A 26678-nucleotide genomic window follows, 5' to 3' on the forward strand; every position below is an offset into this window, starting at 1 on the left:
GTTTTTTTGTTTGGTGCGGGCTCAAACCATTTTAGGTTGCCGGCCAAAACCTCCTTTTTGGGAGGTTTTTTTGTTTGGCGCCGGCTCAAACCTATTTAGGTTGCCGGCCCCGGGTACAAAACCTCCTTTTTTGGGAGGTTTTTTTGTTTTGGGCTGGGTCAAACTTTTGGGTTTACGGGATCAAAGCAACCGCACCAACTCTCATCCTATTTCCGTAAATTAGTGCCGCCGATTCTTCCCCAACGCATTTCCAAACAGCACGTTATCAATAAGTCGGCTTTCCGTTTATGGACAAAAAACAGAGGACAACGCAAAAGAACGCAACCGATAATTCGTCACTTGAGCAGCAAAGTCTCATTTTGCTCGACCTGGCTAAGGACATCACGAAAGTCCGTGAAAAGAACGATCTCATCATCCTTTTTACGAAGCGGATCAGGGCGTTTTTCGAGTTCACGCACACCATCGTCACGCTTATCGATCCCAAAGACGAAACCTACACACCGTTTCTTCTCGACAATGAGCGTTCGCCGATACGCGATCACGACGCATACGACGGTTTGACCCAATCACATTTCAACCTCAACGAACCGTTCATAAAAGCCGTCCTGGCCTCCGACGGGCCTGTTTCATTTTACCTCAACGATGTGATGGACCAACCTCAAAGCCCTTCTTTTCTCAAGGTCAATTACGATAGGGGCGTGCGTGAAATTTTGATGGCGACACTCTGGAACGAAGAAAAACCGATGGGTTTTATCCACATTTACTCAAACAACACCAAAACCTTTACGGAGGAGTTCCGAAACATCATCAAAGGAATTGCGCCCCAACTTTCCGTGGCCGTGTCGAATATCATCAAGAACGAAGAGCTTCAGAAAAAAGAATCCGAAAAATCCTTCCTGCTCGATTTCAGCCAGGACGTCGCAGCCGTACGCGATAAGAACGATCTCCAAGCGGCGGTACGCAATGCGTTGTCCAAACTCAATTCGTTGCGTGGTTACGTCATCCGAAAAATCAACGACGACAACCAAACGATGAGCACGTATCTTTATGACACAAGTTTGGAAATATCAGATCAGGCGCTGCTTTCCGAAGTACTGCAATCGAAGTTTCCGATAGACGACGGCCTGCAAAATCGCGTATTGGAAAGTTACATTCCGTTGCTGTTCAACATCGATATCGAAATCAACAGAGGCGTTACTTCGAAATACCTCAAGCTTTGGAAGCAAGTCGGATTTCGCAGTCTCGTAGGCATTGCGTTGCGTCACGCAGATGTCAATCTCGGGATTCTCTGGCTCGCCACGGACGAAGTCAACGTCCAGCTCCTGAAAGGAATCTGCGCCCAGATCTCGACGGCGATGGCAAATATCATCGCCAACGAAAAAGTGCTGCTTTACAAACAGCAACTCGAACAGGAAAATGTCTATCTCAAAGAGCAAATCAAGAGCATCTACAACTTCTCGGACATCATCGGGTCAGGGGAGGCGATGCAAATCGTATATCGCCTGATGTCGCTTGTCGCCGATTCAAATTCTACCGTGCTCGTCCTCGGAGAAACCGGGACAGGAAAGGAGCTTATCGCGCGTGCCGTCCATAACGCATCTCCGCGAAAAGACCGTCTGATGATCAAGGTAAATTGTGCCGCAATGCCTGCCAATCTTATCGAAAGTGAACTTTTCGGACACGAGAAAGGCGCGTTCACAGGAGCTGTCGAACGCCGGATCGGAAAATTCGAATTGGCCAACAACAGCACGCTTTTTCTCGATGAGATCGGAGAAATGCCGCTCGAGGCCCAGGTCAAACTATTGCGTGTGTTACAGGAGCGCGAGCTCGAACGCGTCGGCGGCAAGGACACGATCAAGGTCGACGTCAGGATCATCGCCGCCACCAACCGCGATCTCGACGAAGAGGTCAAGGCGGGCCGCTTCCGGTCCGACCTTTTTTACAGGCTGAACGTATTTCCTATCGAACTGCCGCCTTTGCGCGACCGCATGGAAGACATCGAGGCACTTGCAAATTTTTTCGTGTCCAAATACAACAAGAATTCGGGCCGCCACATCACGCGCATTTCGCCGGCGGCTTTCCAGCAATTGCGCAGTTACCTTTGGCCGGGGAATGTGCGCGAACTTGAGCACCTTATCGAACGCAGCGTACTGATGGCTTCGGACAATACGTTGCGGGAAGTTTATATCCCGAAGCGGACGGATTCCAATACGGTCAAACCTCAAATTTTCGACCGTACCTATGAACAAATGGAGCGTGATTTCATCATATCGACGCTTAAGCGCTGCCGCGGAAAGATCTCCGGCCCGGGCAGTGCGGCCGAGGTGCTCGACATTCCCGGCAACACCCTGCATTCCAAAATGAAAAAGCTCAAAATCGAAAAAGCCGATTACTTCAAGGCGTAATTTCCGATCGATATACCCGAATCCCGTTTTCCTCGAAGACGGGATTTTTTTGTGACATCCTGTAACGGCCCGCTTTCCTCAAATAACGTGATGACAAAAGTGCTTTCACTGAATAAAGTGAAATCTGACAAAAAGCAATTCAGTTAAATAAATGATTGTCAATGTGTTACTTGGGTGGCACGGCGTTTGGCTTATGGGAAGTAATCAATGCGAAAATCGTATCACAACTTAAAAACAATGAAATCATGAAAATTTTAATTATTGGGGCGACAGGCCTTATCGGAAGCAAAACAACCGCAAAATTGCGCGAGCTGGGACACGAAGTGATCGCCGCGTCGCCTTCAACCGGAATCAATACCGTAACCGGCGAAGGTTTGGCAGAAGCTGTCAAAGGAACCGACATCGTCATCGACTTGTCCAATTCACCCTCGTTCGCAGACAAAGACGTCATGGAATTCTTCGAGACTTCAGGAAAGAACCTCCTTGCCGCCGAAATAAATGCCGACGTAAAACACCACATCGCCCTTTCGGTCGTCGGGACAGACCGTTTACAGGATAGCGGCTATTTCCGCGCCAAGCAGGTACAGGAAGATCTGATCAGAAAATCGGGCATTCCGTTTACGATCATACATTCCACACAATTTTTGGAATTCCTTGGCGGAATCGCCGCTGCCATAAAAGAAGACACTTTGACGCTTTCGACGGCTAAAATCCAACCCATCGCAGCCGAGGACGTCGCCACCTTCGTTTCCGAGATCGCGCTCGAAAATCCGGAAAACGGCATCGTGGAGATCGGCGGGCCGGAGCGGTTTGCCTTGGCGGAAATCATGCGACGATACCTCAAAAAAACAAACGATCCACGCGAAGTGAAAGCCGATGCGAACGCGCTGTATTTCGGGGCCAAAATTGATGACCTGACGTTGGTTCCCGACGACGACGCACAACTCGGTAAGCTCACTTTCGAGCAATGGTTTCCGAACCGCCCACAAAAATAACCAGGCACTGTTGTCCGTCCTAACGAAGATGACGGATGCCAGGTTGCCGAGGCGGTTGTAAACGGGCTTGCACTTTCCATCCGTTCGTGCATTCGGATAGCCCAACGTCGGACGCATTATCCGTGCGAAAATCCGGCCAACAACACGGCAATAGGCGGACAGCGAAACGCCATACTGAAAATCAAGAAAATGAAGACAAACGACGCAATGGAGTGCGCAGCTCCCACAGACAACAATCAACAGACAACGATCAACAGACAACAACCAACAGACAACAACCAACAGACAACTATCAACAGACAACAATCAACAAACACCATCATCTTATGCAATCAAGACTTAATTTTTTCGACAAAGGGAAAGACGCTGTGAAACCACTCTTCGGCATCGGTGCATACGTAGCCAAATCTTCAATTGAACAACCATTGCGCGAGCTTATCGATGTTCGCGTCTCCCAAATCAATGGTTGCGCGTACTGCCTCGACATGCATTACAAAGAAGCGCGCCATCATGGCGAAACCGAGCAGCGTTTGTACGGTCTGAGTGCCTGGAAAGAAGCGCCTTACTATTCCGAACGCGAACGGGCGGCCCTTGCTTTTGCCGAGGCGATTACCACAAAGCCATGTATCAGACAAAGTATACGAACTCGCAATCGCTCAGTTTTCCGAACAGGAACTTGTCGACTTGACGATGGCGGTGACGGGAATCAACACCTGGAATCGCATTATGATCGCGTTCCCGACAGCCGTGGGCTCGTACAAAGTAGGTCAATTCCATTAATCCAAAACACGAAGCGATGAACTTTTTGAATTTTTTGATCCAGAAAAGCGTCCTGAAGCCTTTTAGGAGCGAATTCGGGCCGGATCACCTCGTGCCTGCCCACCATCACGACGCGACCGAGGGTTGTGAGTATCTCGAAGAAACCGTGCACATGTACGAGGATGATTTCGAAGCCACCGAATTCGGTGAATATTGACTGCAAACTCTAATATTTTAAATCATGCAAGAATTTCTAGTAGTGGTCCACAGCGATTTCACAAGTACCAATCGGATATTCGGGCCACGCCTTTTTTGTTAAACATCTGAATTATGGGATGGTTCATTCGACTTGTTACGAGTTCGGTCGGCAAGAAAATCACGATGGCGTTGACGGGTTTGTTTCTGATCAGTTTTTTGGTGGTGCACGCGGCCGTCAACGGGCTTATCTTTTATAACGACGGAGGCGAAACGTTCAACATAGGCGCGCATTTCATGGGAACGAATCCGATAATACGCACGCTCGAAATCGTGTTGGTCCTCGGTTTCCTGATCCATATTTTTCAGGGATTGTACCTTTGGAAGAAGAACCGCAATGCGCGTCCGGTGCGATACGCATACTCAAAACCGGTTCCCCGAACTACTTGGTACAGTCGCAGCATGGCGTTGTTAGGCACGCTGATCTTGTTGTTTCTGATCGTTCACACTACGAATTTCTGGATTCCGAATCGAGTCAACCAATTCAAATACGGGAAAGAATTACCTCTTTACGAAATGATGCTCGAGAAATTCAGCAATCCGTTTGAAGTCATTTTGTATGTCCTGGGATGTTTTTCGCTTTTCTGGCATTTGCTGCATGGCTTTTGGAGCGCGTTCCAGTCGCTCGGACTTTTGCACTACAAATACAATGGGCTTATTAATTTTTCGGGAATCTGTTTCGCGATTTTGATACCGTCGATTTTAGCATTGATGCCGGTCTCGATGTATTTCGGATGGATAAGGTAATGTCCGTGACGAACGATTTTATGTGAACGAAGCGGTGCATATTTGTCAAACCAACAAAAAAGCCCCTTCGAAAAGAGGCTTCATTTCAATCGGTTTTGACGCCGTCTATTTTAAACGTTTTTCCTTCTTTGGCGACGATGGGACGTATGAGCGCTTTGTCGTCCTCAAAACCCATGTCGTAGGTAACGCGGAAGATATTAAACGTCGCCGCAGGTTCGATCGTTAGCGTCTTGAGCCATTCGATGTCGAATTCCTGTGCGCTTACGAACAGGTCGTAATCCAATTCTCCGGACAATGTCGCGTATTCCTTGAGGAATTTCGTCGTCAGGTACTTTTTGAGGATCGCCTGGACTTGTTTCGCATCTACAGGTTCCTTGGCATTCGCGGTGATATACTCCGTGTAAAACGCTTTTAGCATATCGGTTTTGGCTTTTTGGTCGCTGGCTTTTTGTGCCGATGCGCTTCCCGAAACCATGATTCCGACAAAAAGAAAAACGGCAGAAATATAGTGTCTCATCCGATTATAGTTTTTTGATTCCTTTTGAGTTTTCAGACGTGGCCGGAACGATCGAAATCGCATATCCGCCGCCGGCAGCAACCCATTGCGACAGTTTCGATTTGCTGTTTACAAGTACTTTCCGTATCGCATACGACTGCGGATTCGTCTTGAAATGCGCATCTTTCCCGTCGGAATAAATCGTCGCCACATAACTTTTTCCCTTGTCGAGGAAATCGAAGTTGATTTTTGACGTCCTAGCCTCGTTTCCGCCGACACTTCCCACGAACCAATCCTGTTTGCCTTTTGCTTTTCTGGCCGCCGTCAGGTATTGACCCGGTTCGGCTTCAAGGTATTTCGAGTCATCCCAATCGATCGCGACGTCCTTGATGAACTGGAACGCGTCGAGGAAACGGTTATAATTTTCCGGCAAATCGGCCGCCATCTGCAAAGGCGAGTACATCGTCACGTAAAGCGCGAGTTGGTTGGCGATCGTAGCGTTTACGTGTGAGTTGTTGTCCGGATTGAGTTTTGTCAGGTCCATCTCGAAAATTCCCGGCGTGTAATCCATCGGGCCGCCGAGCAAACGCGTGAACGGAAGCAACGTAACGTGATTCGGCTTTGAGCCTCCAAACGATTGGTATTCGGTTCCCCTTGCGGATTCGTTTCCGATGAGGTTCGGATACGTTCTCGCAATTCCCGTCGGACGCACCGCTTCATGAGCGTTCACCATGATCTTGTAATCTGCAGCTTTTTCGATCGCATATTGGTAATGGTTGACGATCCATTGGCTGTAATGGTTTTCGCCTCTTGGCAATATATCGCCTACATAGCCCGATTTCACGGCATCGTAACCGTTGTCGTTCATGAATTTATACGCTTTGTCCATATGTCTTTCGTAATTCCTTACGGACGAAGACGTTTCGTGGTGCATGATCAATTTGACGCCTTTCGATTTCGCATACGCATTCAACGCCTTGACGTCAAAGTCAGGGTAAGGCGTCACGAAGTCAAAAACGTAATCCTTGGAATGACCGAACCAGTCTTCCCAACCTTGGTTCCAACCTTCGACGAGCACGCCGTCAAACCCATGTTGAGCCGCAAAATCGATGTGTTTGCGCACGTTGGCGTTGTTGGCGCCATGCCTTCCGTTTGGTTTCAGTTTCGTGAAATCGGTTTTGCCGAGCTCGACCGTCGGAATTTCGTCGGTATACGCCCAAGAGGATTTGTTCGTGATCATTTCCCACCAAACGCCGACGTATTTCACAGGATGTATCCACGACGTATCCTCGATTTTACACGGTTCGTTGAGATTATAGGTCATTTTGGACGCTACGATATCGCGGGCGTCGTCACTGGCGATGATCGTTCGCCAAGGAGAGACGCAAGGCGCCTGCAAATACCCTTTGTCGCCTTTCGCATCGGGCGTAAGCCATGAAGTGAAGGTGAAAGTTTTCGGGTCGAGGTTGAGGTGCATCGTCGAATAATTGATAAGCGCCGCCTCGTGCAGGTTGATGTAGAGCCCGTCTGAAGATTTCATCATCAGCGAGGTTTGCACGCCCGTGTTCGAAAACGAAGTTTGGGACAGATTTGCCGTCACCGACTTTTTCATCAGACTTTCGATCTCAGAGAGTTTCGACGTCGTAAAATCGTATTCCTGGGTGTCGTAATCGCCTGGAATCCAGAATGCTGTGTGGTCACCGGCCATCGCGAATTCGGTCTTTTCTTCCTTGATCACGAAATACGTGAGGTTTTTTTGGGTCGGAAACTCATACCGAAAACCCAACCCATCGTTGAACAATCGGAAACGCACGATCATGGAGCGGTCTTTCCCGTTTTGCTTGAGCGTCACGGCCAACTCGTTATAATGGTTCCGGATTGCTTTCACCTCGCCCCAAACCGGTTTCCAGGTTTCGTCGAACGTGGCGGTTTTGGAATCGGAAACCGCAAAATCGTTGAGAAGCGATTTGTCGTCTTTCTTGAGTTCGAGCCCCAATTTACTCGTCTTGACAATCGCTTTGCCTTTGTAATCGAGTTTGTAAGTAGGAACGCCACCCGATGCGAGCGCGAAATTCATGACGAAGTTACCGTCCGGCGACTTGAGTTGTTGGGCCGAAACCGAACAAATCGTCAAAGCCATAAGGAAAGCGAGGATTGTTTTTTTCATCTGGTTTTCAATAGAGGTTTGGCCAAAGGTAGCGAAATCGATATTGGCTCAAAAGCGAAAACGTGTCGGGAAGTCCGTCCTAAAGCCTTTCGGATGCAAAACTTATGAACGAAAACTGCTTTAAAATTTTTCGTATGTCAATATGTTAGGTTTTGACGCATGTCCGATGACAAACACAATCGACAAAAAGCAATTTATGGTGGATTTCGTCGGTTCGATGCGAGGCCAGGATGATCGTCGTAATGATTTATTTACCAAAAAATCTTATTAAAAAAAGCTTGTTTACCGCAGTTTTAAGCATTTTTGTCGAATAAAAGCCATTGGGATTCAGTTTGTTGACGGAACATATATATTTGTTACACCAAACATTACAGAAAACCCTAAATCTGCCCATTACGATGAGAACTTGCTTTTTTCTTTGGCTGCTGCTTGTCCTTAATTCACAAGCGCAAGTAGGCATTGGCACGGCTTCGCCAAACGCCCAGCTCGATATTGTGGCTTCTGATTCGGCGGCTCCTGGAAACAACGACGGATTGCTCTTACCTCGCATTTCGGCATTTCCCCTCGTGAATCCATCCGCTTCTCAAAACGGCATGCTTGTTTTTCTTACCACGGCTTCAGGCTCCAGCCAGCCTGGATTTTATTATTGGAATCATCTGGCTAACGCGTGGACGGGACTTTCTGGATCGAAAGGTTGGGAAACTTCCGGAAACGCCAATGCGATCAGCGGCACCAACTACATCGGAACCTCGAACGCCCAGGACATCGATTTTCGGACGAACAACACCATGCGCATGCGGCTTACCCAAAAGGGACAACTTGAATTGCTGAATACGGGACAATCGGTCTTTATTGGCGACCAGGCCGGCGAGCACGACGATGCGACCTGGAACCGAAATGCATTCATAGGCTGGCAGGCTGGATTTTCGAATACGAACGGAAGCAACAATACAGGCATCGGCTACCGGACGCTTTACAACAATACGGTCGGCAATTCGAATCTGGGTGTCGGAAGCAGCGCCCTCACGGCCAATACGGTCGGAAACGGCAATATCGCAATCGGGCACGAAAGTCTAATGGCCAATACCGTCGGATCCAGCAATACTGCGGTCGGCTTGCACGCCATGATGAATTCAGTTTCCGCTTCGTGGAATACCGCTTTGGGCATAAATACGTTGAAACTCAATACGACCGGCGACGGTAATACGGCTTCGGGTGCCAATGCGCTCATGGCTAATCTCTCGGGCGACTCCAACACCGCTATCGGTGCGAACAGCCTCTTGCAGAACATCAGCGGAAATTCTAATACGGGAATCGGTTTTTCGGCGCTTCACGAGAGTGAAACGGGCAATATGAACACGGCCATCGGCACGTCGGCAATGTATTACAACACGACCGGTTCCAACAACACCGCTATCGGTGCCGCGGCGCTGATCAACAACCAAAGCGGCAACGGCAATTCGGCTGTCGGACAATATGCGCTGAGGTGGAACGTGAGCGGCGACCACAACAGTGCCTTCGGACGTTTGGCCCTGAGCGAAAACATTTCCGGACAAACCAATACCGCAGCCGGTTTCGCCTCGATGGGCACGAATCAGTCGGGAAGCAACAATACCGCACTTGGCAATATGTCGCTTCGCGTGAATCTCGCCGGAAACGCCAATACGGCCGTCGGAACATCGGCTCTCTACAACACCGTCGGCAGCAATAATACAGGCGTCGGAAATTCGGCGCTTATCGCCAATACCAGCGGGTCGAACAACACGGCTTTGGGCAACAGCGCAAACACATCGGTCGGGACGATCACCAATGCTACGGTCGTGGGTAATGCGGCCATTGTAAACGCTTCGAACAAAGTACGGTTGGGCAATACGTCGGTTGCGATAGTAGAAGGTCAGGTCCCGTATTTCAATCCTTCGGACGCCCGATTCAAGAACGACGTAAAACCGAACGTTCCCGGATTGACTTTTATCATGAAACTACGACCGGTGACGTACCATTTCGACAGTGTAAAATTTGAACGCCACCTGACCCGGGACCTTGCCGATAGTTTAAAGATGAAGGTTCAAAACGTCCGTAAAGACGAAGCGTTGCACACCGGATTTCTCGCCCAGGAAGTGGCTCAGGCGGCAGATGCTATCGGATATGAGTTCGACGGCCTGCACAAGCCCGATGCCTCAAACCCGACCGACAACTACAGCGTGGCATACGGGCAATTCGTGGTTCCGCTTGTAAGATCGGTTCAGGAGCAGCAAGATGAAATTGAGCGGCTTAAGGCAGAGAACGCCTCGCTGCGCACGATTTCCCAAAATCAGCAAAAGCGAATGGATGCGATAGAAGCACAACTATCGGCTTTTGAAAAACGCAATGGCGTGAAGTGATTAATCCTGGGTACCTTCCCAACAAATCGAACCATCGGTAACATTGCCCATTTCGATGTAGTGATTGTAGGTCGATTCGGTAACTTCAATCGTCCCGACATTGTTTTGCGTTGGACCGTAAGTGGCGAAGTACAATCCGCCGGTTGCGCTGAGGTTCCAGAGTTTGTTGGTGCACACTTGTTCGCCTTCCTTGTCGTTATCACAGGAAAACAGGAATACCATAAGCAAGGCAGCGACTATTCTTTTCATGAGTTTTTTTGTAAAGGTCGCGTATCAGAGCGAATTCCGCAATATTAGCGAACATTTGTTGGCAACGCTTTTCTTGCGTCCGTCGAGGATGAGCTTTGCCATAAGTTTTCCCATGGTTTCGAAGTCGGTAGAAATCGTGGAAATCCCGCGCTCGACCACTTTTTTCAACGGCGTCTCGTTATAGGAAACGATTCCGAAATCGATGCCCGACGACAATTTTTGCTTTTTCGATTTTTCTATGACTTTCACGAGATCGCGGTCGTTCGGGATGATGTAAACCTCGCCTTGTTCGATATTGCGGTTGTCGAATTCGGATATGATTTCGTAGTCGAACCGGAAATCTTCACAAAAATTCACGAATCCCTGCTTCATGCCCAACGGCTCGCGAAAACCCGGAAAGATCAGGATGAGTTTGCAGTATTGGTCGATGCGGCCCTTTCCTTCTTTAAGCGCATGGTAGATGTCCGACACGAAATTCTGGTGAACGCCGGGATAATTGGCCAGGGCGTCGCTCGTTTGGTCAAGGATAAAAACTTCAGAAGTCGGCAAGGTAGCGATGCATTGAGCCGCATTTACCAAATTGGCCGGCATGATCACGTATTTGGTGTAAATTCCGTTGTTGTCTTCGATGAGCTTGGCGAACATTTTCTCGTTGAAATGATGGAACGAAATGTCGACCTGTACGTCTTTTCCGATGTTTTCAAGAAACGCATTATACAAATCTTCCTTGAACGAATTGAGTTCGTCGAACAGCAAAAAAATCTTCTCGCGTATGCTGACCTCAGTGCTTTTGACATAATATCCTTTAGCCGGTATGGCCAGGATGATGCCGCGTTTCTTCAATTCTTCGTAGGCGAGCAGGACCGTATCACGCGAGAGCCCGAATTCGAGGCACACTTTATTGACCGACGGCAAACGGTCGCCTTTGACCAAAATTCCTTCTGAAATGGCCTTTTCAAGCGATGCAATGATCTGTCGGTACTTTGGAACTCCGGAATTGTTTTGTATCGAAATAAGTTTCATGCAATGAACTTTGTTTGCAAATATATAAAAACTGGTAGGTATCGGTATGGAATTTTTTGATCAAGGGTTAATTTTGGATTTCACAATCGGCAACAAAATCATGAAGCTAAAACAGATATCCAACTTTGTAGAACCCATTTTTGAGAAAGTGTTTGGTTTTGCAGATGATACGAAAACGGCCGGTCTGTTCACGCTCCAAAATGCCAAAGGCCTTCGGCTGCGCATTACAGATTATGGCGCGACGGTAGCTTCGCTCGAGGTTCCGCTCAAGTCCGGCGAACTGGTCGATGTCGTTTGCGGATTCGATTCGGTCGAAGATTATATCGCGTCGTATGCGCTTCCGTCAGCACCGTATTTCGGGACGACGATCGGTCGCTACGCCGGAAGGATCGCTGGCGGACGCTTCAGCCTCAACGGAAGGCAAATCGTCCTCAATGCCAACAACGGCTCCAATACACTTCACGGCGGAATAACAGGATTTGGGCAAAAAATATGGGAAGTCAGGCGGAGGTCGCCGGGAAATAACCCTTCGATCACTTTTGGGTTGACAAGCCCTGACGGAGACGAGCATTTTCCAGGTGAACTCACGATTGAGCTTACTTATACGTTGACCGACGAAAACGAAGTCATACTGGAATACAAGGCCATCACAAATCGCGATACGGTGGTGAACCTGACGCATCACAGTTATTTCAACCTCGACGGACACGACAGATCGGTGCTCGGCCAGCAACTTTCGGTAAACGCCAATAAAATCCTCGAGGTCGATCCTGAAAATATCCCGACGGGCCAATTTGTCGACCTCGACGGCCACGCTTTCGATTTTTCATCGGCCAAAGACGTTCCCGAATCGATTGACAACACTTTTGTACTTGATAGTGATTACGGTCTGGCCGCGACGCTCTTCAGCCCAAAAAACCAACTTAAAATGTCCGTTTTTACGAATCAACCCGGCGTGCATATTTACGTTGGCGGGAATTGCTTCGGAAAGCTGGAAGGCAAGAAAGGCGCGAATTACCACGCATCGAGCGGCATCTGTTTCGAGACCCAAAACTATCCGGATGCGCCCAACCACAAACACTTTCCGAGCGCCACACTCGAAAAAGACTCTATTTATCACCACAAAACCATCTATAAATTCCAATCTTATTGACTATGAAAAAATACTTCATTGCGTTGGGCCTTGCCGCGATTTTCGCCTTGCCCGCGTGTTCGGGAAGCGATGATTCGGGTTCGGGCAGCGTAAACGACCCGGTTGCGGACGAATTCATCCGCGCGGCTGATATCTCGACATTGCCTGAAATCGAAGCCGAAGGAACGGTATTCTACGCAGGGGAAACCGCCGAAGATCCGGTAACGACGCTCAAAAACGCGGGAGTGAACTGCGCCCGCATCAGAATCTGGCACAATCCTTCGAACGGCCATTCCGGCATACAGGAGGTCAAGGCGTTGGCTCAACGTGTTAAAAATGCGGGCATGAAAGTTTGGCTCACCGTCCATTATTCCGATACATGGGCCGATCCCGGTCAGCAATTGGTTCCGTCGGCATGGAGCGCTTTGTCGTTTGACGAGCTTAAAATCGCTGCCGAAAACTACACGTCCCAAATCCTGACCGAAATCGATCCCGACATCATCCAGATCGGGAATGAAACCAACGACGGTTTGCTTTGGCCTGCAGGCAGATTGTCGGCGAACGAAACACAGTCGGTGGCGTTGTTTCAGGCCATCAGCCAAAAAATCAGGACGCAATCGCCCGACGCGAAAATCATGTTGCATTACGCCGGGATTTCGGGAGCCGAGTGGTTTTTCAGTAAAATGTCCGACATCGACTACGATTACATCGGATTGTCGTATTATCCGGTTTGGCACGGTTCAAACGTTGCGCTGTTGACAAACCTTATCGACACGCTGGGAGCTTCCCACGACAAAAAAGTGCTGATTGCCGAAACCGCTTACCCGTTTACATTAGGATGGAACGATTGGACGAACAACATCGTGGGCGAGCAAGGCCAGCTCGTCCCGGGTTATCCGGCTACACCGATTGGACAAAAAGGGTTTTTGAGGACGATTCGCAATATCGTAGATGCCTCTCCTCACGGACACGGTTTCGCTTATTGGGGAGGAGAATGGATTGCATTTCGCGGAACCGAAGCCACGAACGGCTCGACGTTTGAAAACCAGGCGCTTTGGGATTTCGATCACAAAAAGTTGCCCGTTATGGACGCTTTCAACCCGTAAGGCGAATTTTGCTTCGCCATGAGGATTGATCCGCCAACGTCACGCCAAACAAACGACACTAAAAATCAAAAGCGATAAAACTGACACATGAAAAAAATTCTTATGTTACTAATGCCGTTCGTAGCGATTGCGCAAACCAAGCCTGTTTATTTGGGCGCTGATTTGTCGTACGTCAACGAAATCGAGGACTGCGGCGCCTATTTCCAAAACAAAGGCAAAAAAGTCGACCCGTTCCAGCTTTTTGCAGACAAAGGGTCCAACCTCGTGCGTTTGCGGTTATGGCACGATCCGAGCATCAATTCGTATTCCGGTTTTGCCGACATCAAAAGGTCCATTAAACGATCAAAAGCGACAAAAACGGCGGTGTTGCTCGACTTTCACTATTCCGATGTTTGGGCCGATCCCGCCCACCAGGAAATGCCAAAGGCTTGGAAGGGCGCGAAAGATTTGAAGACGCTCGGCGACAGCATCTACAATTACACGTTGAATACGCTGCTGAAACTCCACAAAGAAAACCTGCTCCCTGAAATGGTCCAGGTGGGCAACGAAACCAATAGCGAAATCCTGCAACCCACAGAAAAGGCCAAAGACGATATCGACTGGAAGCGCAACGCATTCCTGTTCAACAAAGGGATTTCCGCCGTTCGCGAAGCCTCGAAACGCACCGGACGCAAAATCGAGATCATGCTGCACATCGCACAGCCGGAAAACGCGCTCAAATGGTTTGCGGAAGCCAAGACAAATGGAGTCGTCGATTACGACTGGATCGGGATTTCGTATTATCCGCTGTGGTCGGAGTACAAATTCGACCGCGTTCCCCAAGCGATCAAAACCTTGGTGGACACTTACAAAAAACCGCTTTTGGTCGTGGAGACGTCTTATCCGTACAACATGGAAAATGTAGACGGCGCGAACAATATCCTCAATGATAAGGCGCTTATCGACGGTTATCCCGCCACGCCCGCCGGCCAAAAAAAATATATGGTAGATTTGACTCAAATCGTGCTCAAAGCCGGTGGAAACGGCGTGATTTACTGGGAACCTGCCTGGGTGACCTCGAGTTGCAAAACGCTTTGGGGACAAGGCTCGCATTGGGAAAACGCTACGTTCTTCGACTCCAAAAACAACAATGAAGCGCTCGAAGCCTTCGACTTTTACGACCTCAAACAGTACAAGATAAAGTGAAAAAGAAAAAGCTCATAGAAAACACGGCCTCGCATTTCGCCCAGGTTTTCAATGCCCAGCCTGCCCATATTTTCCTGGCGCCGGGGCGCATCAACATCATTGGCGAGCATGTCGATTACAACGACGGCTACGTGTTGCCGGCCGCGATCAACAAATACATCTGTTTTGCGGTTTCGGCCAACGATTCGGGCGAGGTGAATTTCGTGGCGAAAGATCTGTCGGATGCCCATCATTTCCGACTATCGGACGAGATAAAGCCCATCGACAAAATGTGGGCGAACTACATGCTCGGCGTACTTTCCCAACTCAAGGAAAAAGGATTGCGACTGCAAGGATTCGACGTCGTTTTTTCGAGCAACATCCCAATGGGAGCTGGGCTTTCGAGTTCGGCGGCTTTGGAATGTGGCTTCGGTTACATGCTCAATAAGTTGTTCAGCCTCGGGTTGTCCAAAAAGGAAATCGCGCTAATCGGGCAACAATCCGAGCACACGTTCGCCGGCGTAAACTGTGGCATCATGGATCAGTTCGCTTCGGTTTTCGGAAAAAAAGACCACGTTTTCAAACTGGATTGCAACACGCTCGAACACGACTACCACCCGGCCGATTTCACCGAATATTCCGTATTCCTGCTCGATTCCAAAGTAAAACACACCCATCTCACTTCCGGTTACAACGACCGCCGACGCGAGGCTGCCGAAGGGTTGGACATCCTCAAATCGAAATTTCCGCAGGTAAAGACGTTTCGCGACCTAACCGTCGCTCAGGTCGATGCGCACCAGGAAGAGCTCGGCGATGTGCGTTACAGGCGTTGCCATTTTGTCGTCGGTGAGATCGGCCGCGTTCTCGAAGCCGTCGAAGCTTTGGAGCGTTCGGACTTCAAAAAATTGGGTAACTTAATGACCCAAACCCACCACGGACTCAGCAAGGAATACGAGGTAAGCTGTGAGGAAATCGACTTTCTCGTCGATCGCGCGCTTGCCGAAAAAGACATCCTGGGCTCGCGAATGATGGGCGGCGGTTTCGGCGGCTGCTCGATCAACCTCGTCAAAAAAGGCGCAAAAAAAGAGGTGGTCAACCGCATTTCCGAAGCGTATCAAAAGCAATTCGATATCGAACCCGCCGTCTACAAAGTCAAGATTTCGGACGGATGCAAAGAGTATAAAAAATTTAAGGGCGCTGCGACGGCTGGGGAATAATCCCGATAATCACATCATCCGGAAGGCCGTCGCCGGGCTGTCCGCTGTATCTTTTGCCAAACCTTAAAGGTTTTGAAAACCTTGGAGGTTTCCAGCAAAAGGATGCCGCTTCCATCCCTAGCGCAAAACAGTGTCCCAAACAAGATCCTGACCAATGAAAGAGTTCAACCATAACAACGATCCGCACCGCCGCTACAACCCGTTGATAAACGAATGGGTTTTGGTGTCTCCTCACAGGGCAACCCGTCCGTGGCAGGGGCAAACCGAAGAAGTCAACCAGGAAACGCGCCCGGAATTCGACCCGACCTGTTATTTGTGTCCCGGCAACGTGCGCGCCAATGGCGAACAAAATCCTGCCTACGAATCGACTTACGTATTTGACAACGACTTTGCGGCACTCAAACAGGAGGAACTTCATTTCGAGGAAAACCCAGACGAGTTTTTCTTCAAAGCCCAACCGGAGCGCGGCATCTCTCGTGTCGTTTGTTTTTCGCCCCGTCACGACCTCACCTTGCCCGAAATGGATTTGGAAACCATCGAAAACGTCGTCAAAACCTGGCAGTTCCAATATGAAGATCTCGGGAAGATCGACTTTATCAACCACGTCCAAATATTTGAAAATAAGGGCGCGATCATGGGATGCTCGAACCCGCATCCACACGGGCAAATTTGGGCGCAGTCGTCCCTTCCGACTTTGGTTCGGAAAACGCAGGACAATCTTTCGGCATATTACCAAAAGCACGGCAAGACGTTGCTCGAAAATTATCTGGAACAGGAACTTGAAAAGAACGAGCGCATCGTCATCGACAACGAGCATTTCGTGGCTTTGGTTCCGTTTTGGGCGATCTGGCCGTTCGAGACCATGATCATTAGCAAACGACCGGTTTCCAAAATCACCGATTTTACGCCGGTTGAAGTTTCGGATTATGCGAAGACACTAAAAGAATTGACCTCGAAATACGACAACGTCTTCAACACCTCGTTCCCTTATTCATCAGGAATCCACCAGGCGCCGACAGATGCGAAAGAGCATCCGGAATGGCACTTCCACATGCATTTTTATCCGCCTTTGTTGCGTTCGGCATCAGTGAAAAAATTTATGGTCGGATATGAAATGATGGGAGAATCCCAACGCGACATCACGCCCGAAAAAAGCGCCGAATTGCTAAGAAGCTTATCTTCGGTACATTACAAAGCGAAGGACGTTTGATCGGCATATGACAAAATGCGTATTTCGCGAGCGCTTTGTTATCTTTATCATTGTGAGGAGATTCCGATGACATGAGAAAACGCATTTGCATACTGGAAGACGACCGCGATTTGCGCGAAGCGAAAAGGAAATCCTCGACCAGCTTTCAAAAGGCCAAATGAACAAGGAAGTGGCTTATCACTGCGACATCAGCGCGGGAACCGTTCGCAAGCACATCCAGAATATCTACGAAAAAATGCACGTCAATACGCGTATCGAGGCGGTCAATCTGTACTTAAAACGATGAGGTTTGTATGGCTGCTTTTTGTGTTCTTTAGCCTTCCGGTTTTAGCACAGGTGTTGCCTGAAACCAAAATGGCATCGGAATACCGGCAATGCACATCTAAAAAATGCCGTCTCAAAACGTCTTTTTCGTTGGCGGAATATTACATGGAAGCTGACCAGATCGCCAAATCCCAGCAATGGCTTGAGATTACCAAAGAGCTCAATCGCGTCCATGCCCGGGATACGATGTCGTATTATATATAAAGCCTTCAGTCCGAGTTTTTCTTCTATTACATGGGGCTTTTCCAGTTTGTCGTCCAGGAAGCCCAGAAAGCGCTTACCGTCGCAAAAGTCCAAAACGACTGTATGTTGATCGCGGACGCTTACCTTTTCATCGGGATCAATCATTTCGAGATGAATCAATTCAGCAAGGCAGAAGTCGCGTTATATGGTGCCAAGCGCTATTTCGCGAAGAATTCTCGAAAACGGCTGCGGTTTTTGGTGCGCAACGAGCATATCTACAACAATATCGCCCGGTTGAAACTCGCCCAAAACCGATTGGATTCCGCGGTTCAGGTAAAGGCAGTGCACGAAAAAAAGGCGTCCAAAACGGGCGCCTTTTCATTTATCTGAGAACAATTTACTTGATGAGATTAATTACCGCCGAAGGATACAAACCGATCGCAATATTAAGCAAAATCGCCACAACACCGACGGCGTAGAACAAGAACGGAACCGGTTTTTTGTCCTCGGTTGGCTCTTGCGTATACATTGCTAAAATTACTTTGAAATAATAGCCGACACTGATGATCGAGTTAATCACGGCTGCGATGACGACAATCAGGTATCCGGCCTGGATATTTGAGGTGAACAACGCAAACTTTGCGAAGAATCCTGCGAAAACAGGAATTCCGGCCATTGAAAGCAAGGCGGCGGTCAGTACGGCGGCCAGCACAGGGCGCGTTTTGCCGAGACCGTTAAAATTGTAGGTATCTTCGTTGGACTTGTTTCGCGTCACGTACAAAACAATTGCGAACGCAGCGATTCCGGCAAGGGCGTAAGCCGAAGCGTAATACAGCAACGTTCCCGCCGATGTCTTGATGTTGAGCAAGGTCATCAACATGAAGCCTGCGTGGGAAACACCCGAAAACGCAAGCATTCTCTTGATGCTCGCCTGGCGCAGCGCCATAACATTGCCGACCGTCATCGAAGCAATCGAAATGACCATGATCACGATCTCATATTCATAGTAAATATTGGCGTTCATGCCCGTGAGCAATTTGTAAAACGTAGCCATGGCCACCACTTTTGCAAGCGTGCTCATCAAGGCGGTAGTCAACGTTGGGGAACCTTCGTAAACGTCCGGGGCCCAGAAGTGGAATGGAACGGCAGCGATCTTGAACAACATCCCGATGCTAAGCAAAACGATTCCGATAAAGAACCAGTCCGGCAATTCAGCAGATCCGGTCAGTTCCGAAATCTCGACGATATCGAACGTTCCCATCGCTCCGTAAATCAGGCAAATTCCGAACAAAATGATACCGGACGCGAACGATCCCAAAAGGAAATATTTCATTCCGGCTTCGTTGCTCCTTATGTTGAGGCGCTGGCTTGCGGCCAAAATGTATAGCGAGATCGAAAGCACTTCGATTCCAAGAAAGAACATCGACAGGTTGCCGAACGACACCATTGCGACCGCTCCCGCGAGCATAAACAATTTGATGGAGACAAAATCCGAAATCTTGGTTTGCGCATCCCGGTAAAAGTCGCCGCTTAAGGCGATCAGGAAAATGCCGAGAACGACGAAAAGTGCAGAAAAAGAAACCGAGAAATCGTTCGTCACGATCATGTTGCTGTAGTGGCTCTCGACTTTGCCGTAATCGGCTACCGTGATGCCCAATGTTCCCAAAAGCCCGACGATGGTCAATGGAATGATCGCCTTTCGCACATTTGCGATCTCCAACAAAAGGCATAAAACACCTAATCCAGTTATTGCCAGTAATGTATTCATGTCTTATTGTGGAATTATGACTTTAGGGTATAATTTAAAATTTGTTGGATGCTCGGCGTGATGAGGTCGTTGATTGGTTTCGGATACATCCCGAAGAAGAACAGAACACCAATGATGACCGCCATTGTCAATCCTTCCTGGAACGTAAGGTCGGCGAAAGGTTTTGCATTCGTTTCCCCAAGCATGACGTTCTGGAACATCTTGAGCATATAATAAGCGCCTAAAATGATCGTAAGACCGCCGATTATCGCAAACCAGATGTCGATCGTGGACAAGGCGTACAAAACGGTGAATTCTCCGACGAAGTTAAATGTCGTAGGAAGCGCCACCGACGCCAGCACCAAAATCAGGAACATCGAGGTAAATTTCGGTGCCTGCACGCGAATTCCGCCCATTTGGGAAATGTCGCGCGTTTGGTATCTTCTGTAAATCACTTCGGCGGCGAAGAACAATCCGACGATCACAAAACCGTGGGAAATCATCTGGAGGACGGCTCCGCGAACTCCGTCGACAGTCAATGTGTAAGCGCCGGCCGCGATGAGCCCGACGTGAGCCAAAGACGAATACGCGAGTAGTTTTTTGAGGTCTTTTTGGCGCAACGCCACGATCGATCCGTAAATCGTTCCCGCGATCCCGAAGATCAGGAAAGTCGCCATAAATGCTTTTGCCGCGTAAGGCGCGATCGGCAATTGCCAACGCAAAACGCTGTACAATCCCATTTTGAGCATGATTCCGGAGAGTAGCATCGTTCCGGCTGTCGGCGCTTTTTGGTAAACCGCGGCCTGCCACGTATGGAATGGAATCAATGGGATCTTGATAGCGTAAGCGGCGAAGAATCCGAGGAAGATCCAGAATTGCTCCTGGTCCGAAAGGCGAAGGTTGCTCAGGTTTCCGACAAGGAAATTCCCGGCTTTTGTATACAAATAGGCAAATCCGGCAAGCATGAAAAGCGATCCCGCGAACGTGTAAATAAAGAATTTCACGACCGCTTTCTGGCGCTCTTTCGCATCGCCATTGCCCCAATTAAGCGCGATGAAGTAAATCGGGATCAATGCAAGTTCCCAGAAAATGTAATACAGGAAACCGTCGGCGGCAAGGAACGTCCCGGCCATGGCGAATCCCATGAAAAGAATCAGCGAATAGAACGAGCTTGGGTTTTTTACCTCGCTTCCGAAAGTCGAGTAGATGATGATCGGCAAAAGCGACGTCGTAAGCAATAACATCGCCAGCGAAAGCCCGTCCCCGTTGAGGGCGAAGTAAATCTGCGGATTTTCCATCCACGTCGCCAGGACATTTATGGATTTGCCTGCGTTGTAATCCGAAAGCAGCACGATGGATGCGACCAAGCTGAGAATGCCGAACGCCAAAGCCACTTTCCCGGCAGATTTACCTGAGAAAAGGGTTACGAGGGTTCCCGCCAAGAGTAAAATCAGAACAATACTTACATCCATTATTTAAACGATTTTGTTGAAGAACAAATAGGTGATGATGGCCACCACGCCAAGCGTGAAAGCAAACAGGTAGCGGCCGATGCTTCCGTTGTGGAGCATTTTTCCAGAATCGCCGATAGCGTTGGTTGCTTTGCCTAATCCGAAGACCAATCCGGAAAGCGCCGACTCGAACGTATCGCGAAGGAAAGTCGAGATGGCATTTATCGGTTTTACGAATAGTGCGTCGTAAACTTCATCAACATAATATTTGTGGTATAACAATTTGTGGAAGCCCGTCATTTGCGCATCTGCAGGCGGCACTTCTCCTTTTTTGAGATATTTTGCGTAAGCGATCCCGATCCCGATTAGCCCGCCGACAACCGCTAGGCCCATAAGCATGTAAGCCGTTGCGTCAAGATGGTGTTCGGAATGTCCGCCGTAAGCGATGATCGGCTCGAGGTAATGGCTGAGCCAACTGTTTCCGGGCAATGAGATCAAACCTCCGACGGTCGCCAAAATGGCCAGAACGATAAGCGGAAACGTAATCAAGGCTGGAGATTCGTGCAAATGGTGTTTTTGCTCGTCGGTTCCCCGGAATTCCTTGAAGAACGTGAGATACAAAAGTCGGAACATATAGAACGCGGTCATGATCGACGCAAGAGAGGCGATCACCCAAAGCGCTTTGTTTTCATGGAAGGCCGTCATGAGGATTTCGTCTTTTGAAAAGAATCCGGAAAACGGCGGAATTCCCGAGATCGCAAGCGAAGAAATCAGGAACGTGATATAAGTTACCGACATCCATTTTTTAAGTCCGCCCATGTTGCGCATATCCTGTTCGCCGTGCATCGCATGGATGACCGAACCCGAACCGAGGAACAAACATGCCTTGAAGAACGCGTGCGTGATAACGTGGAAAACCGCAACTTCATAAGCGCCAAGTCCCAAAGCAAGGAACATTAACCCGAGTTGGGAGACGGTAGAGTAGGCGAGGACTTTTTTGATGTCGTTTTGCACCAATCCGATAGTCGCAGCAACCAAAGCCGTGAACGCTCCGACGATCGCAATGACCATGTTGACGGTTTGCATGTCTGCAGAGGAGATTCCGAAAAGGAAGTTGAGACGCGTGATCATAAAAATTCCCGCGGTCACCATCGTCGCGGCGTGTATGAGTGCCGAAACCGGAGTCGGGCCCGCCATCGCGTCCGGCAACCAAGTGTACAACGGAATTTGTGCCGACTTTCCGCAAGCACCGATAAACAATGCCAGAGCGGCGAGCGCGAGCATCGTGTGGTCGACTTCCGCTCCGCTCATGATAGCCGATTTCAACGCAGCATAATCCAACGTGCCGAAAAGGTGTCCCAACAAAAATATCCCGATAAGGAAACCCAAGTCGCCGATGCGGTTCATGATGAAGGCTTTTTTCGCCGCGTCGTTGTAATCCTGGTTTTTATACCAGAATCCGATAAGAAGGTACGAACACAATCCGACGCCTTCCCATCCTATGAACATCACCAAAAGATTGCTTCCGGTAACGAGCGTGACCATGAAAAAGATAAATAAGTTCAGATAAGCGAAGAACTTGTGGCGGTTTTCGTCGTCGTGCATATACGAAACCGAATACAAATGGATCAACGACCCGATTCCGGTGACGAACATGAGCCACAACAGCGACAATTGGTCGAGTACGATCCCGAAATCGATGCTGAATTTACCAAGTTGTATCCAATCGAAAAGCTTGACCGTTACGGGCTGTGCCGTCTGGTTGATTTGGACGAAGTAAAAATGCGTGACAAGAAACGATACGAATACCGCGAACGTCGCAAGGTAGCCGGCGCCGTTGTGGCCCAGTTTCTTTCCAAAGAACACGTTGAAAAGGAATCCCGCAAATGGGGCGAGCAATAGAAGTAAAATGTAAGCTATGTCCATTCCGGCTTATCCTTTTAGATTTTTCAAATTATCGAGGTCGATCGATCCCAGGTTTCGGAATATCGATACGACGATCGCAAGTCCAACGGCGACTTCGGCCGCAGCCACAGCCATCGAGAAGAATACGAAAACCTGTCCCTGAGCGTCCTGATGATAGGTCGAAAAGGCCACGAACAATAGGTTTACGGCGTTCAGCATGATTTCGATCGACATGAAAACGATGATGGCGTTCCGTCTGTACAAAACTCCAAAAACACCAATGCTGAACAAAATCACGCTCAGGAAGATGTAGTTTTCAATACCGATCTCGTTAAGAATGTTTCCCATCAGTTCTTCTCGGTTTTTTCACGTTTAGACAATAATACGGCCCCGATCATCGCGACCAAAAGCAGTACCGAAGCGAATTCGAACGGCACCATATACTCATTGAGCAACACCTGGCCCAATACTTTGATCGATTGGTAATCGACGCCCGTTTCGTCGTAAGGCCCGACGATTGGCTTGGTTTGGATAAAAACCGCAAGCAACACCAAAGACGTCAGAATAAAGATGATTCCTGCGGCCAATCGCGTGACGCGCGGTTTGTGCACTTCGTCTTCCTTGTTGAGGTTCATGAGCATGACCGTGAAAAGGAACAAAATCATGATCGCCCCGGAATACACGATGATGTGCACGACAGCCAGGAACTGCGCATTGAAAAGCAAGTAATGTCCGGCCACGGAAACAAAGCACAACACGAGGTAAATCGCGCTGTGGATCGGTTGTTTTGTGAAAATCGTCAGGAAAGCTGTCGCCAGCGTGATTGCCGAAAGAATGCAGAAAATGAGTAAAACTGTCGACATTAGTTCTTGTTTTTAGAATTCGCCATCGCCATTTCAAGCGGCATGACCAATTTGTCCTTTCCGAAAATAAAATCTTCGCGGTTATAGCTTGCCGGAACCAAAACCTTCGATTCCGTAAGGTAAATCGCATCTTTCGGACACGCCTCTTCGCACAATCCGCAAAAAATGCAGCGCAACATGTTGATTTCATAAACCGACGCGTATTTTTCTTCCCGGTACAAATGCTTTTCGTCCGGTTTGCGCTCGGCCGCCGTCATCGTGATCGCTTCGGCAGGGCACGAAAGCGCGCACAATCCGCAAGCCGTACAGTTTTCACGACCTTGCTCATCGCGCTTCAACATGTGTTGACCGCGCCAGATAGCCGCCCGCGTACGAACTTCTTCAGGATATTTCACGGTTACTTTGCGCGTGAACAAGTGCTGGATCGTAATCCACAAACCTTTCACGATCGCCACCAGATACAAGCTCTCCCAAAAAGACATCTTTTTGTTTGAAACTTCCTTTTTGCGTCCTGACAAGGACATTGTCTGTACTAACATACTTTCTAATTTAGTGCCGCGTAGTTCGCGAATTGTCTTGCCTGTTTGGCTAGCGCCCCGAATCGCAGCTGTATTTTTTTATTCTTAAACCCGATGACTACATTTTTATTAGCCGCGAATTCGCGAATTGTTTTTTGAAGCTATTCCGGCTGTCCGCTATATCTTTTCCAAGCTAAAGAAGCTTGAAAAAGGATGCCGCTTCCATCCGGGCTAGGCTGCTTTCTCCGATATTAAAATCCGAGCGCCGCCGCAATCTCGTGTCTTACCATGACCAATCCCGTAATTACGACATTCGCGATTGCCAATGGAATCAAACCTTGCCATCCCAAACGCATCAACTGGTCATAACGGAACCTTGGTATCGTCCATCTCACCCACATAAAGAAGAAGATGAACGCACATATTTTGGTGAACAACACTATGATTCCAATGATGTTAGCCGGGTTTACGCCCCAATTTTCGATGGCCCATTCCATGCCCGGATAATTGTATCCGCCAAAGTAAAGCACGGCCAAAATCGTGGACGAAATGAACATGCTCGCATATTCCGCAAACAGGTAAAAGCCCATTCTCATAGACGAATATTCGGTGTGGTAGCCGCCAATCAATTCCGCCTCGCATTCCGCAAGGTCAAATGGCGTGCGGTTGGTTTCGGCAAACGAGCAAACCAGGAAGATGATGAATCCGAGCGGTTGGTAAAATACGTTCCAGTTCATTCCCGCTTGAGAAGCCGAAATGTCGGCCAGGCTCAGTGAACCTTCCATCATCAGCAAGGCGATCAACGACAATCCCATCGCAATTTCATACGAAATCATCTGGGAAGCCGCACGCATGGCACTCATAAGGGAGAATTTGTTGTTCGACGCCCAGCCTCCGATCATGATGCCGTAAACACCAATAGAAAGCACGCCGAAAACGTATAGGATCGCAACGTCGACATCAGTGGCTTGCAAAATGACTTCGCGTCCGCCGATGATCAATCTGTCGCCCCACGGAATTACCGCGCTCGTCATCAAGGCCACGCTCATCGAAACGGCCGGCCCGACCACAAACAGGAATTTGTTTGGCGTGTTCGGAAGGAATTCTTCTTTCGAGAACAATTTCAAACCGTCGGCCAAAGGTTGCAAGAGCCCGAAAGTTCCCGCCCTGTTCGGCCCGACGCGATCCTGCAGCCAGGCGGCCACTTTGCGTTCGGCCCATGTCGAATACATCGCCGCCAACATCGTGATCGCAAAGATGGTGAAGATGAAAATCGACTTTTCTATGATGATTGCAGTCTCCATTATACGTTTCCTTCTTTAAATACTTCTTGTTCTTCGGGGCGCAGCGGTCGCGACGGCATCGAAATCTTGACGCGGTCCTGCTCGCGTCCCAACAGGATTTTTTCCTCGGTTTCAATTACGACAGGCGCAATTTTACGCGTGTAATTGTTGGCGTTGATCACCGAATCTTTCTCGAAGCGGCGCGGGCCTTCGATGACCCAATCGTTTACGTCCTTATGGTCGAAGCGGCAGGAGTTGCAAATGAATTCTTCTACTTCATGGAATTCGTCTTTGCGTCCTGTTACTCTCTGGATCTCGTTTCCGAACATCCAAACGGTTGTCTTTCCGCAACATTTGTCGCAATTTCTGTGAGCGTTGAACGGTTTGTTGAACCAAACGCGCGACTTGAATCGGAAGGTTTTATCCGTCAAAGCGCCAACAGGACAAACATCGATCATGTTTCCGGAGAACTCATTGTCGATCGCTTTGGAGATACAGGTCGAAATGTTCGAGTGATCGCCTCGGTCCAAAATTCCGTGAACGCGTCCATCCGTCAATTGGTCGGCGACCATGACACAACGGTAGCACAAAATGCAACGGTTCATGTGTAGTTGAATGTTCGGGCCGATATCTTCCGGCTCGAACGTCCTTTTTTCTTCGATATAACGCGTTTGCGATTTTCCGTGCTTGAAGCTTAGGTTCTGCAAATCGCATTCTCCGGCCTGATCGCAAACCGGGCAATCGAGCGGGTGATTGATCAACAGGAATTCGGTTACGGCTTTGCGTGCGTCGGTTACTCTTTCGGATGCGGTCGAATTGACTTCCATTCCGTCCATGACGCCCGTCACGCAAGACGCGACAAGTTTCGGCATCGGGCGCGGATCCGCCTCGCTTCCCTTCGAAACCTCGACGAGACAGCAACGGCATTTTCCGCCGCTTCCTTTGAGTTTGGAATAGTAGCACATGGCCGGAGGAACCGATTCTCCTCCTATCATGCGCGCCGCCTGCAGGATCGTGGTTCCTGGTTCGACATCTATCGATTGACCGTCTATTGTTACTTTCATATTCTTAGTTGTTTGTTGATAGTTGATAGTTGAG

Annotated in this window: 26 protein-coding genes; 14 read left to right on the forward strand and 12 right to left on the reverse strand. The window is 49.0% G+C overall.

What is annotated here, in order from left to right:
* The first annotated feature begins 287 nt into the window (after positions 1-287).
* From HC229_RS04800 to HC229_RS04820, 5 genes are all read left to right on the forward strand, one after another.
* Positions 288-2405: a sigma-54-dependent Fis family transcriptional regulator gene (locus HC229_RS04800; protein WP_191019325.1), complete on the forward strand. Its 2118-nt coding sequence runs from the start codon at positions 288-290 to the stop codon at positions 2403-2405.
* A gap of 245 nt (positions 2406-2650) precedes the next feature.
* Positions 2651-3400, forward strand: coding sequence for an SDR family oxidoreductase (locus tag HC229_RS04805; RefSeq protein WP_191019326.1), 750 nt, complete (start codon positions 2651-2653; stop codon positions 3398-3400).
* Between the two features lie 326 nt (positions 3401-3726).
* Positions 3727-4200 (forward strand): carboxymuconolactone decarboxylase family protein, encoded by a 474-nt coding sequence (locus HC229_RS04810; RefSeq protein WP_223845523.1) that lies wholly within the window; start codon positions 3727-3729, stop codon positions 4198-4200.
* Positions 4197-4376, forward strand: a complete 180-nt coding sequence (locus tag HC229_RS04815) for a hypothetical protein (RefSeq protein ID WP_191019327.1) — start codon at positions 4197-4199, stop codon at positions 4374-4376. Before HC229_RS04810 ends, HC229_RS04815 begins: the two co-directional genes overlap by 4 nt.
* A 113-nt stretch (positions 4377-4489) precedes the next feature.
* Positions 4490-5161, forward strand: a complete 672-nt coding sequence (locus HC229_RS04820; RefSeq protein WP_191019328.1) for a succinate dehydrogenase cytochrome b subunit — start codon at positions 4490-4492, stop codon at positions 5159-5161.
* A gap of 85 nt (positions 5162-5246) precedes the next feature.
* Here the strand turns inward: HC229_RS04820 and HC229_RS04825 are convergent, their stop codons facing one another.
* Both HC229_RS04825 and HC229_RS04830 read right to left on the reverse strand, forming a co-directional pair.
* On the reverse strand, positions 5247-5678 hold the full coding sequence (locus HC229_RS04825; RefSeq protein WP_191019329.1) for a DUF3828 domain-containing protein: 432 nt from the start codon (positions 5676-5678) through the stop codon (positions 5247-5249).
* A gap of 4 nt (positions 5679-5682) precedes the next feature.
* Positions 5683-7824 (reverse strand): glycoside hydrolase family 97 protein, encoded by a 2142-nt coding sequence (locus tag HC229_RS04830; protein ID WP_191019330.1) that lies wholly within the window; start codon positions 7822-7824, stop codon positions 5683-5685.
* 398 nt (positions 7825-8222) lie between these two features.
* Here HC229_RS04830 and HC229_RS04835 point away from each other — a divergent pair, with 398 nt between their 5' ends.
* Positions 8223-10205 carry a tail fiber domain-containing protein gene (locus HC229_RS04835; protein WP_191019331.1) on the forward strand — a complete coding sequence of 661 codons (1983 nt, stop codon included), beginning with the start codon at positions 8223-8225 and terminating at the stop codon, positions 10203-10205.
* On the opposite strand, the gene HC229_RS04840 is transcribed toward HC229_RS04835, so the two are convergent.
* Positions 10206-10454: a hypothetical protein gene (locus HC229_RS04840; RefSeq protein WP_191019332.1), complete on the reverse strand. Its 249-nt coding sequence runs from the start codon at positions 10452-10454 to the stop codon at positions 10206-10208.
* A 24-nt stretch (positions 10455-10478) separates the two neighbouring features.
* Complete coding sequence (locus HC229_RS04845; protein WP_191019333.1) at positions 10479-11477, reverse strand: GntR family transcriptional regulator; 999 nt, start codon at positions 11475-11477, stop codon at positions 10479-10481.
* A 100-nt stretch (positions 11478-11577) separates the two neighbouring features.
* On the opposite strand from HC229_RS04845, the gene HC229_RS04850 reads away from it, so the two are divergent.
* The 8 genes from HC229_RS04850 (at position 11578) to HC229_RS04885 (ending at position 18203) form a co-directional block, all read left to right on the forward strand.
* Complete coding sequence (locus HC229_RS04850; RefSeq protein ID WP_191019334.1) at positions 11578-12630, forward strand: aldose epimerase family protein; 1053 nt, start codon at positions 11578-11580, stop codon at positions 12628-12630.
* 2 nt (positions 12631-12632) lie between these two features.
* Positions 12633-13715 (forward strand): glycoside hydrolase family 53 protein, encoded by a 1083-nt coding sequence (locus tag HC229_RS04855; protein WP_191019335.1) that lies wholly within the window; start codon positions 12633-12635, stop codon positions 13713-13715.
* Positions 13716-13802: 87 nt separating this feature from the next.
* Complete coding sequence (locus HC229_RS04860) at positions 13803-14900, forward strand: glycoside hydrolase family 53 protein (protein WP_191019336.1); 1098 nt, start codon at positions 13803-13805, stop codon at positions 14898-14900.
* Complete coding sequence (gene galK / locus HC229_RS04865) at positions 14897-16096, forward strand: galactokinase (protein WP_191019337.1); 1200 nt, start codon at positions 14897-14899, stop codon at positions 16094-16096. The genes HC229_RS04860 and galK overlap by 4 nt, the downstream gene beginning before the upstream one ends.
* Positions 16097-16250: 154 nt before the next feature.
* Entirely contained in the window at positions 16251-17306 is a 1056-nt protein-coding gene (locus HC229_RS04870) for a UDP-glucose--hexose-1-phosphate uridylyltransferase (protein WP_191019338.1), read from the forward strand.
* Between the two features lie 85 nt (positions 17307-17391).
* Positions 17392-17592, forward strand: coding sequence for a response regulator transcription factor (locus HC229_RS16595; RefSeq protein ID WP_223845524.1), 201 nt, complete (start codon positions 17392-17394; stop codon positions 17590-17592).
* On the forward strand, positions 17589-17834 hold the full coding sequence (locus tag HC229_RS04880) for a hypothetical protein (protein WP_191019340.1): 246 nt from the start codon (positions 17589-17591) through the stop codon (positions 17832-17834). Before HC229_RS16595 ends, HC229_RS04880 begins: the two co-directional genes overlap by 4 nt.
* Positions 17835-17864: 30 nt before the next feature.
* Positions 17865-18203: a hypothetical protein gene (locus tag HC229_RS04885; protein WP_191019341.1), complete on the forward strand. Its 339-nt coding sequence runs from the start codon at positions 17865-17867 to the stop codon at positions 18201-18203.
* A gap of 7 nt (positions 18204-18210) precedes the next feature.
* Here HC229_RS04885 and HC229_RS04890 read toward each other — a convergent pair whose 3' ends face one another.
* From HC229_RS04890 to HC229_RS04925, 8 genes are all read right to left on the reverse strand, one after another.
* The gene (locus HC229_RS04890; protein ID WP_191019342.1) at positions 18211-19581 is read right to left on the reverse strand and encodes an NADH-quinone oxidoreductase subunit N; all 1371 of its coding nucleotides are present in this window, start codon (positions 19579-19581) and stop codon (positions 18211-18213) included.
* 14 nt (positions 19582-19595) lie between these two features.
* Entirely contained in the window at positions 19596-21032 is a 1437-nt protein-coding gene (locus HC229_RS04895; RefSeq protein ID WP_191019343.1) for a complex I subunit 4 family protein, read from the reverse strand.
* A gap of 3 nt (positions 21033-21035) precedes the next feature.
* On the reverse strand, positions 21036-22937 hold the full coding sequence (gene nuoL, locus HC229_RS04900; protein WP_191019344.1) for an NADH-quinone oxidoreductase subunit L: 1902 nt from the start codon (positions 22935-22937) through the stop codon (positions 21036-21038).
* 6 nt (positions 22938-22943) lie between these two features.
* Positions 22944-23264 (reverse strand): NADH-quinone oxidoreductase subunit NuoK, encoded by a 321-nt coding sequence (gene nuoK, locus HC229_RS04905; protein ID WP_191019345.1) that lies wholly within the window; start codon positions 23262-23264, stop codon positions 22944-22946.
* Positions 23264-23779, reverse strand: a complete 516-nt coding sequence (locus HC229_RS04910; RefSeq protein WP_191019346.1) for an NADH-quinone oxidoreductase subunit J family protein — start codon at positions 23777-23779, stop codon at positions 23264-23266. Before HC229_RS04910 ends, nuoK begins: the two co-directional genes overlap by 1 nt.
* Positions 23779-24318, reverse strand: a complete 540-nt coding sequence (locus tag HC229_RS04915; RefSeq protein WP_191019347.1) for a NuoI/complex I 23 kDa subunit family protein — start codon at positions 24316-24318, stop codon at positions 23779-23781. Before HC229_RS04915 ends, HC229_RS04910 begins: the two co-directional genes overlap by 1 nt.
* 230 nt (positions 24319-24548) lie before the next feature.
* The gene (nuoH, locus tag HC229_RS04920) at positions 24549-25601 is read right to left on the reverse strand and encodes an NADH-quinone oxidoreductase subunit NuoH (protein WP_191019348.1); all 1053 of its coding nucleotides are present in this window, start codon (positions 25599-25601) and stop codon (positions 24549-24551) included.
* The gene (locus tag HC229_RS04925; protein WP_191019349.1) at positions 25601-26644 is read right to left on the reverse strand and encodes a 2Fe-2S iron-sulfur cluster-binding protein; all 1044 of its coding nucleotides are present in this window, start codon (positions 26642-26644) and stop codon (positions 25601-25603) included. The genes nuoH and HC229_RS04925 overlap by 1 nt, the downstream gene beginning before the upstream one ends.
* Between the last annotated feature and the right edge of the window lie 34 nt (positions 26645-26678).

Origin of the sequence: Flavobacterium selenitireducens, assembly GCF_014748335.1 — a bacterium.
Taxonomy (GTDB): Bacteria; Bacteroidota; Bacteroidia; order Flavobacteriales; family Flavobacteriaceae; genus Flavobacterium; species Flavobacterium selenitireducens.

What these genes read in the sequence shown, in the direction of transcription:
- nuoL (WP_191019344.1), bottom strand. Translation starts at nt 22,937, where the DNA reads ATGGACATAGCTTACATTTTACTTCTATTGCTCGCCCCATTTGCGGGA.
- HC229_RS04925 (WP_191019349.1), bottom strand. Translation starts at nt 26,644, where the DNA reads ATGAAAGTAACAATAGACGGTCAATCGATAGATGTCGAACCAGGAACC.
- HC229_RS04815 (WP_191019327.1), top strand. Translation starts at nt 4,197, where the DNA reads ATGAACTTTTTGAATTTTTTGATCCAGAAAAGCGTCCTGAAGCCTTTT.
- HC229_RS04825 (WP_191019329.1), bottom strand. Translation starts at nt 5,678, where the DNA reads ATGAGACACTATATTTCTGCCGTTTTTCTTTTTGTCGGAATCATGGTT.
- HC229_RS04840 (WP_191019332.1), bottom strand. Translation starts at nt 10,454, where the DNA reads ATGAAAAGAATAGTCGCTGCCTTGCTTATGGTATTCCTGTTTTCCTGT.
- HC229_RS04845 (WP_191019333.1), bottom strand. Translation starts at nt 11,477, where the DNA reads ATGAAACTTATTTCGATACAAAACAATTCCGGAGTTCCAAAGTACCGA.
- HC229_RS04915 (WP_191019347.1), bottom strand. Translation starts at nt 24,318, where the DNA reads ATGTTAGTACAGACAATGTCCTTGTCAGGACGCAAAAAGGAAGTTTCA.
- HC229_RS04800 (WP_191019325.1), top strand. Translation starts at nt 288, where the DNA reads ATGGACAAAAAACAGAGGACAACGCAAAAGAACGCAACCGATAATTCG.
- HC229_RS04895 (WP_191019343.1), bottom strand. Translation starts at nt 21,032, where the DNA reads ATGGATGTAAGTATTGTTCTGATTTTACTCTTGGCGGGAACCCTCGTA.
- HC229_RS04850 (WP_191019334.1), top strand. Translation starts at nt 11,578, where the DNA reads ATGAAGCTAAAACAGATATCCAACTTTGTAGAACCCATTTTTGAGAAA.
- HC229_RS04890 (WP_191019342.1), bottom strand. Translation starts at nt 19,581, where the DNA reads ATGAATACATTACTGGCAATAACTGGATTAGGTGTTTTATGCCTTTTG.
- HC229_RS04870 (WP_191019338.1), top strand. Translation starts at nt 16,251, where the DNA reads ATGAAAGAGTTCAACCATAACAACGATCCGCACCGCCGCTACAACCCG.
- HC229_RS04880 (WP_191019340.1), top strand. Translation starts at nt 17,589, where the DNA reads ATGAGGTTTGTATGGCTGCTTTTTGTGTTCTTTAGCCTTCCGGTTTTA.
- HC229_RS04820 (WP_191019328.1), top strand. Translation starts at nt 4,490, where the DNA reads ATGGGATGGTTCATTCGACTTGTTACGAGTTCGGTCGGCAAGAAAATC.
- HC229_RS04885 (WP_191019341.1), top strand. Translation starts at nt 17,865, where the DNA reads ATGGGGCTTTTCCAGTTTGTCGTCCAGGAAGCCCAGAAAGCGCTTACC.
- HC229_RS04835 (WP_191019331.1), top strand. Translation starts at nt 8,223, where the DNA reads ATGAGAACTTGCTTTTTTCTTTGGCTGCTGCTTGTCCTTAATTCACAA.
- nuoH (WP_191019348.1), bottom strand. Translation starts at nt 25,601, where the DNA reads ATGGAGACTGCAATCATCATAGAAAAGTCGATTTTCATCTTCACCATC.
- HC229_RS04855 (WP_191019335.1), top strand. Translation starts at nt 12,633, where the DNA reads ATGAAAAAATACTTCATTGCGTTGGGCCTTGCCGCGATTTTCGCCTTG.
- HC229_RS04830 (WP_191019330.1), bottom strand. Translation starts at nt 7,824, where the DNA reads ATGAAAAAAACAATCCTCGCTTTCCTTATGGCTTTGACGATTTGTTCG.
- nuoK (WP_191019345.1), bottom strand. Translation starts at nt 23,264, where the DNA reads ATGGGAAACATTCTTAACGAGATCGGTATTGAAAACTACATCTTCCTG.
- HC229_RS04860 (WP_191019336.1), top strand. Translation starts at nt 13,803, where the DNA reads ATGAAAAAAATTCTTATGTTACTAATGCCGTTCGTAGCGATTGCGCAA.
- HC229_RS04805 (WP_191019326.1), top strand. Translation starts at nt 2,651, where the DNA reads ATGAAAATTTTAATTATTGGGGCGACAGGCCTTATCGGAAGCAAAACA.
- HC229_RS04910 (WP_191019346.1), bottom strand. Translation starts at nt 23,779, where the DNA reads ATGTCGACAGTTTTACTCATTTTCTGCATTCTTTCGGCAATCACGCTG.
- HC229_RS04810 (WP_223845523.1), top strand. Translation starts at nt 3,727, where the DNA reads ATGCAATCAAGACTTAATTTTTTCGACAAAGGGAAAGACGCTGTGAAA.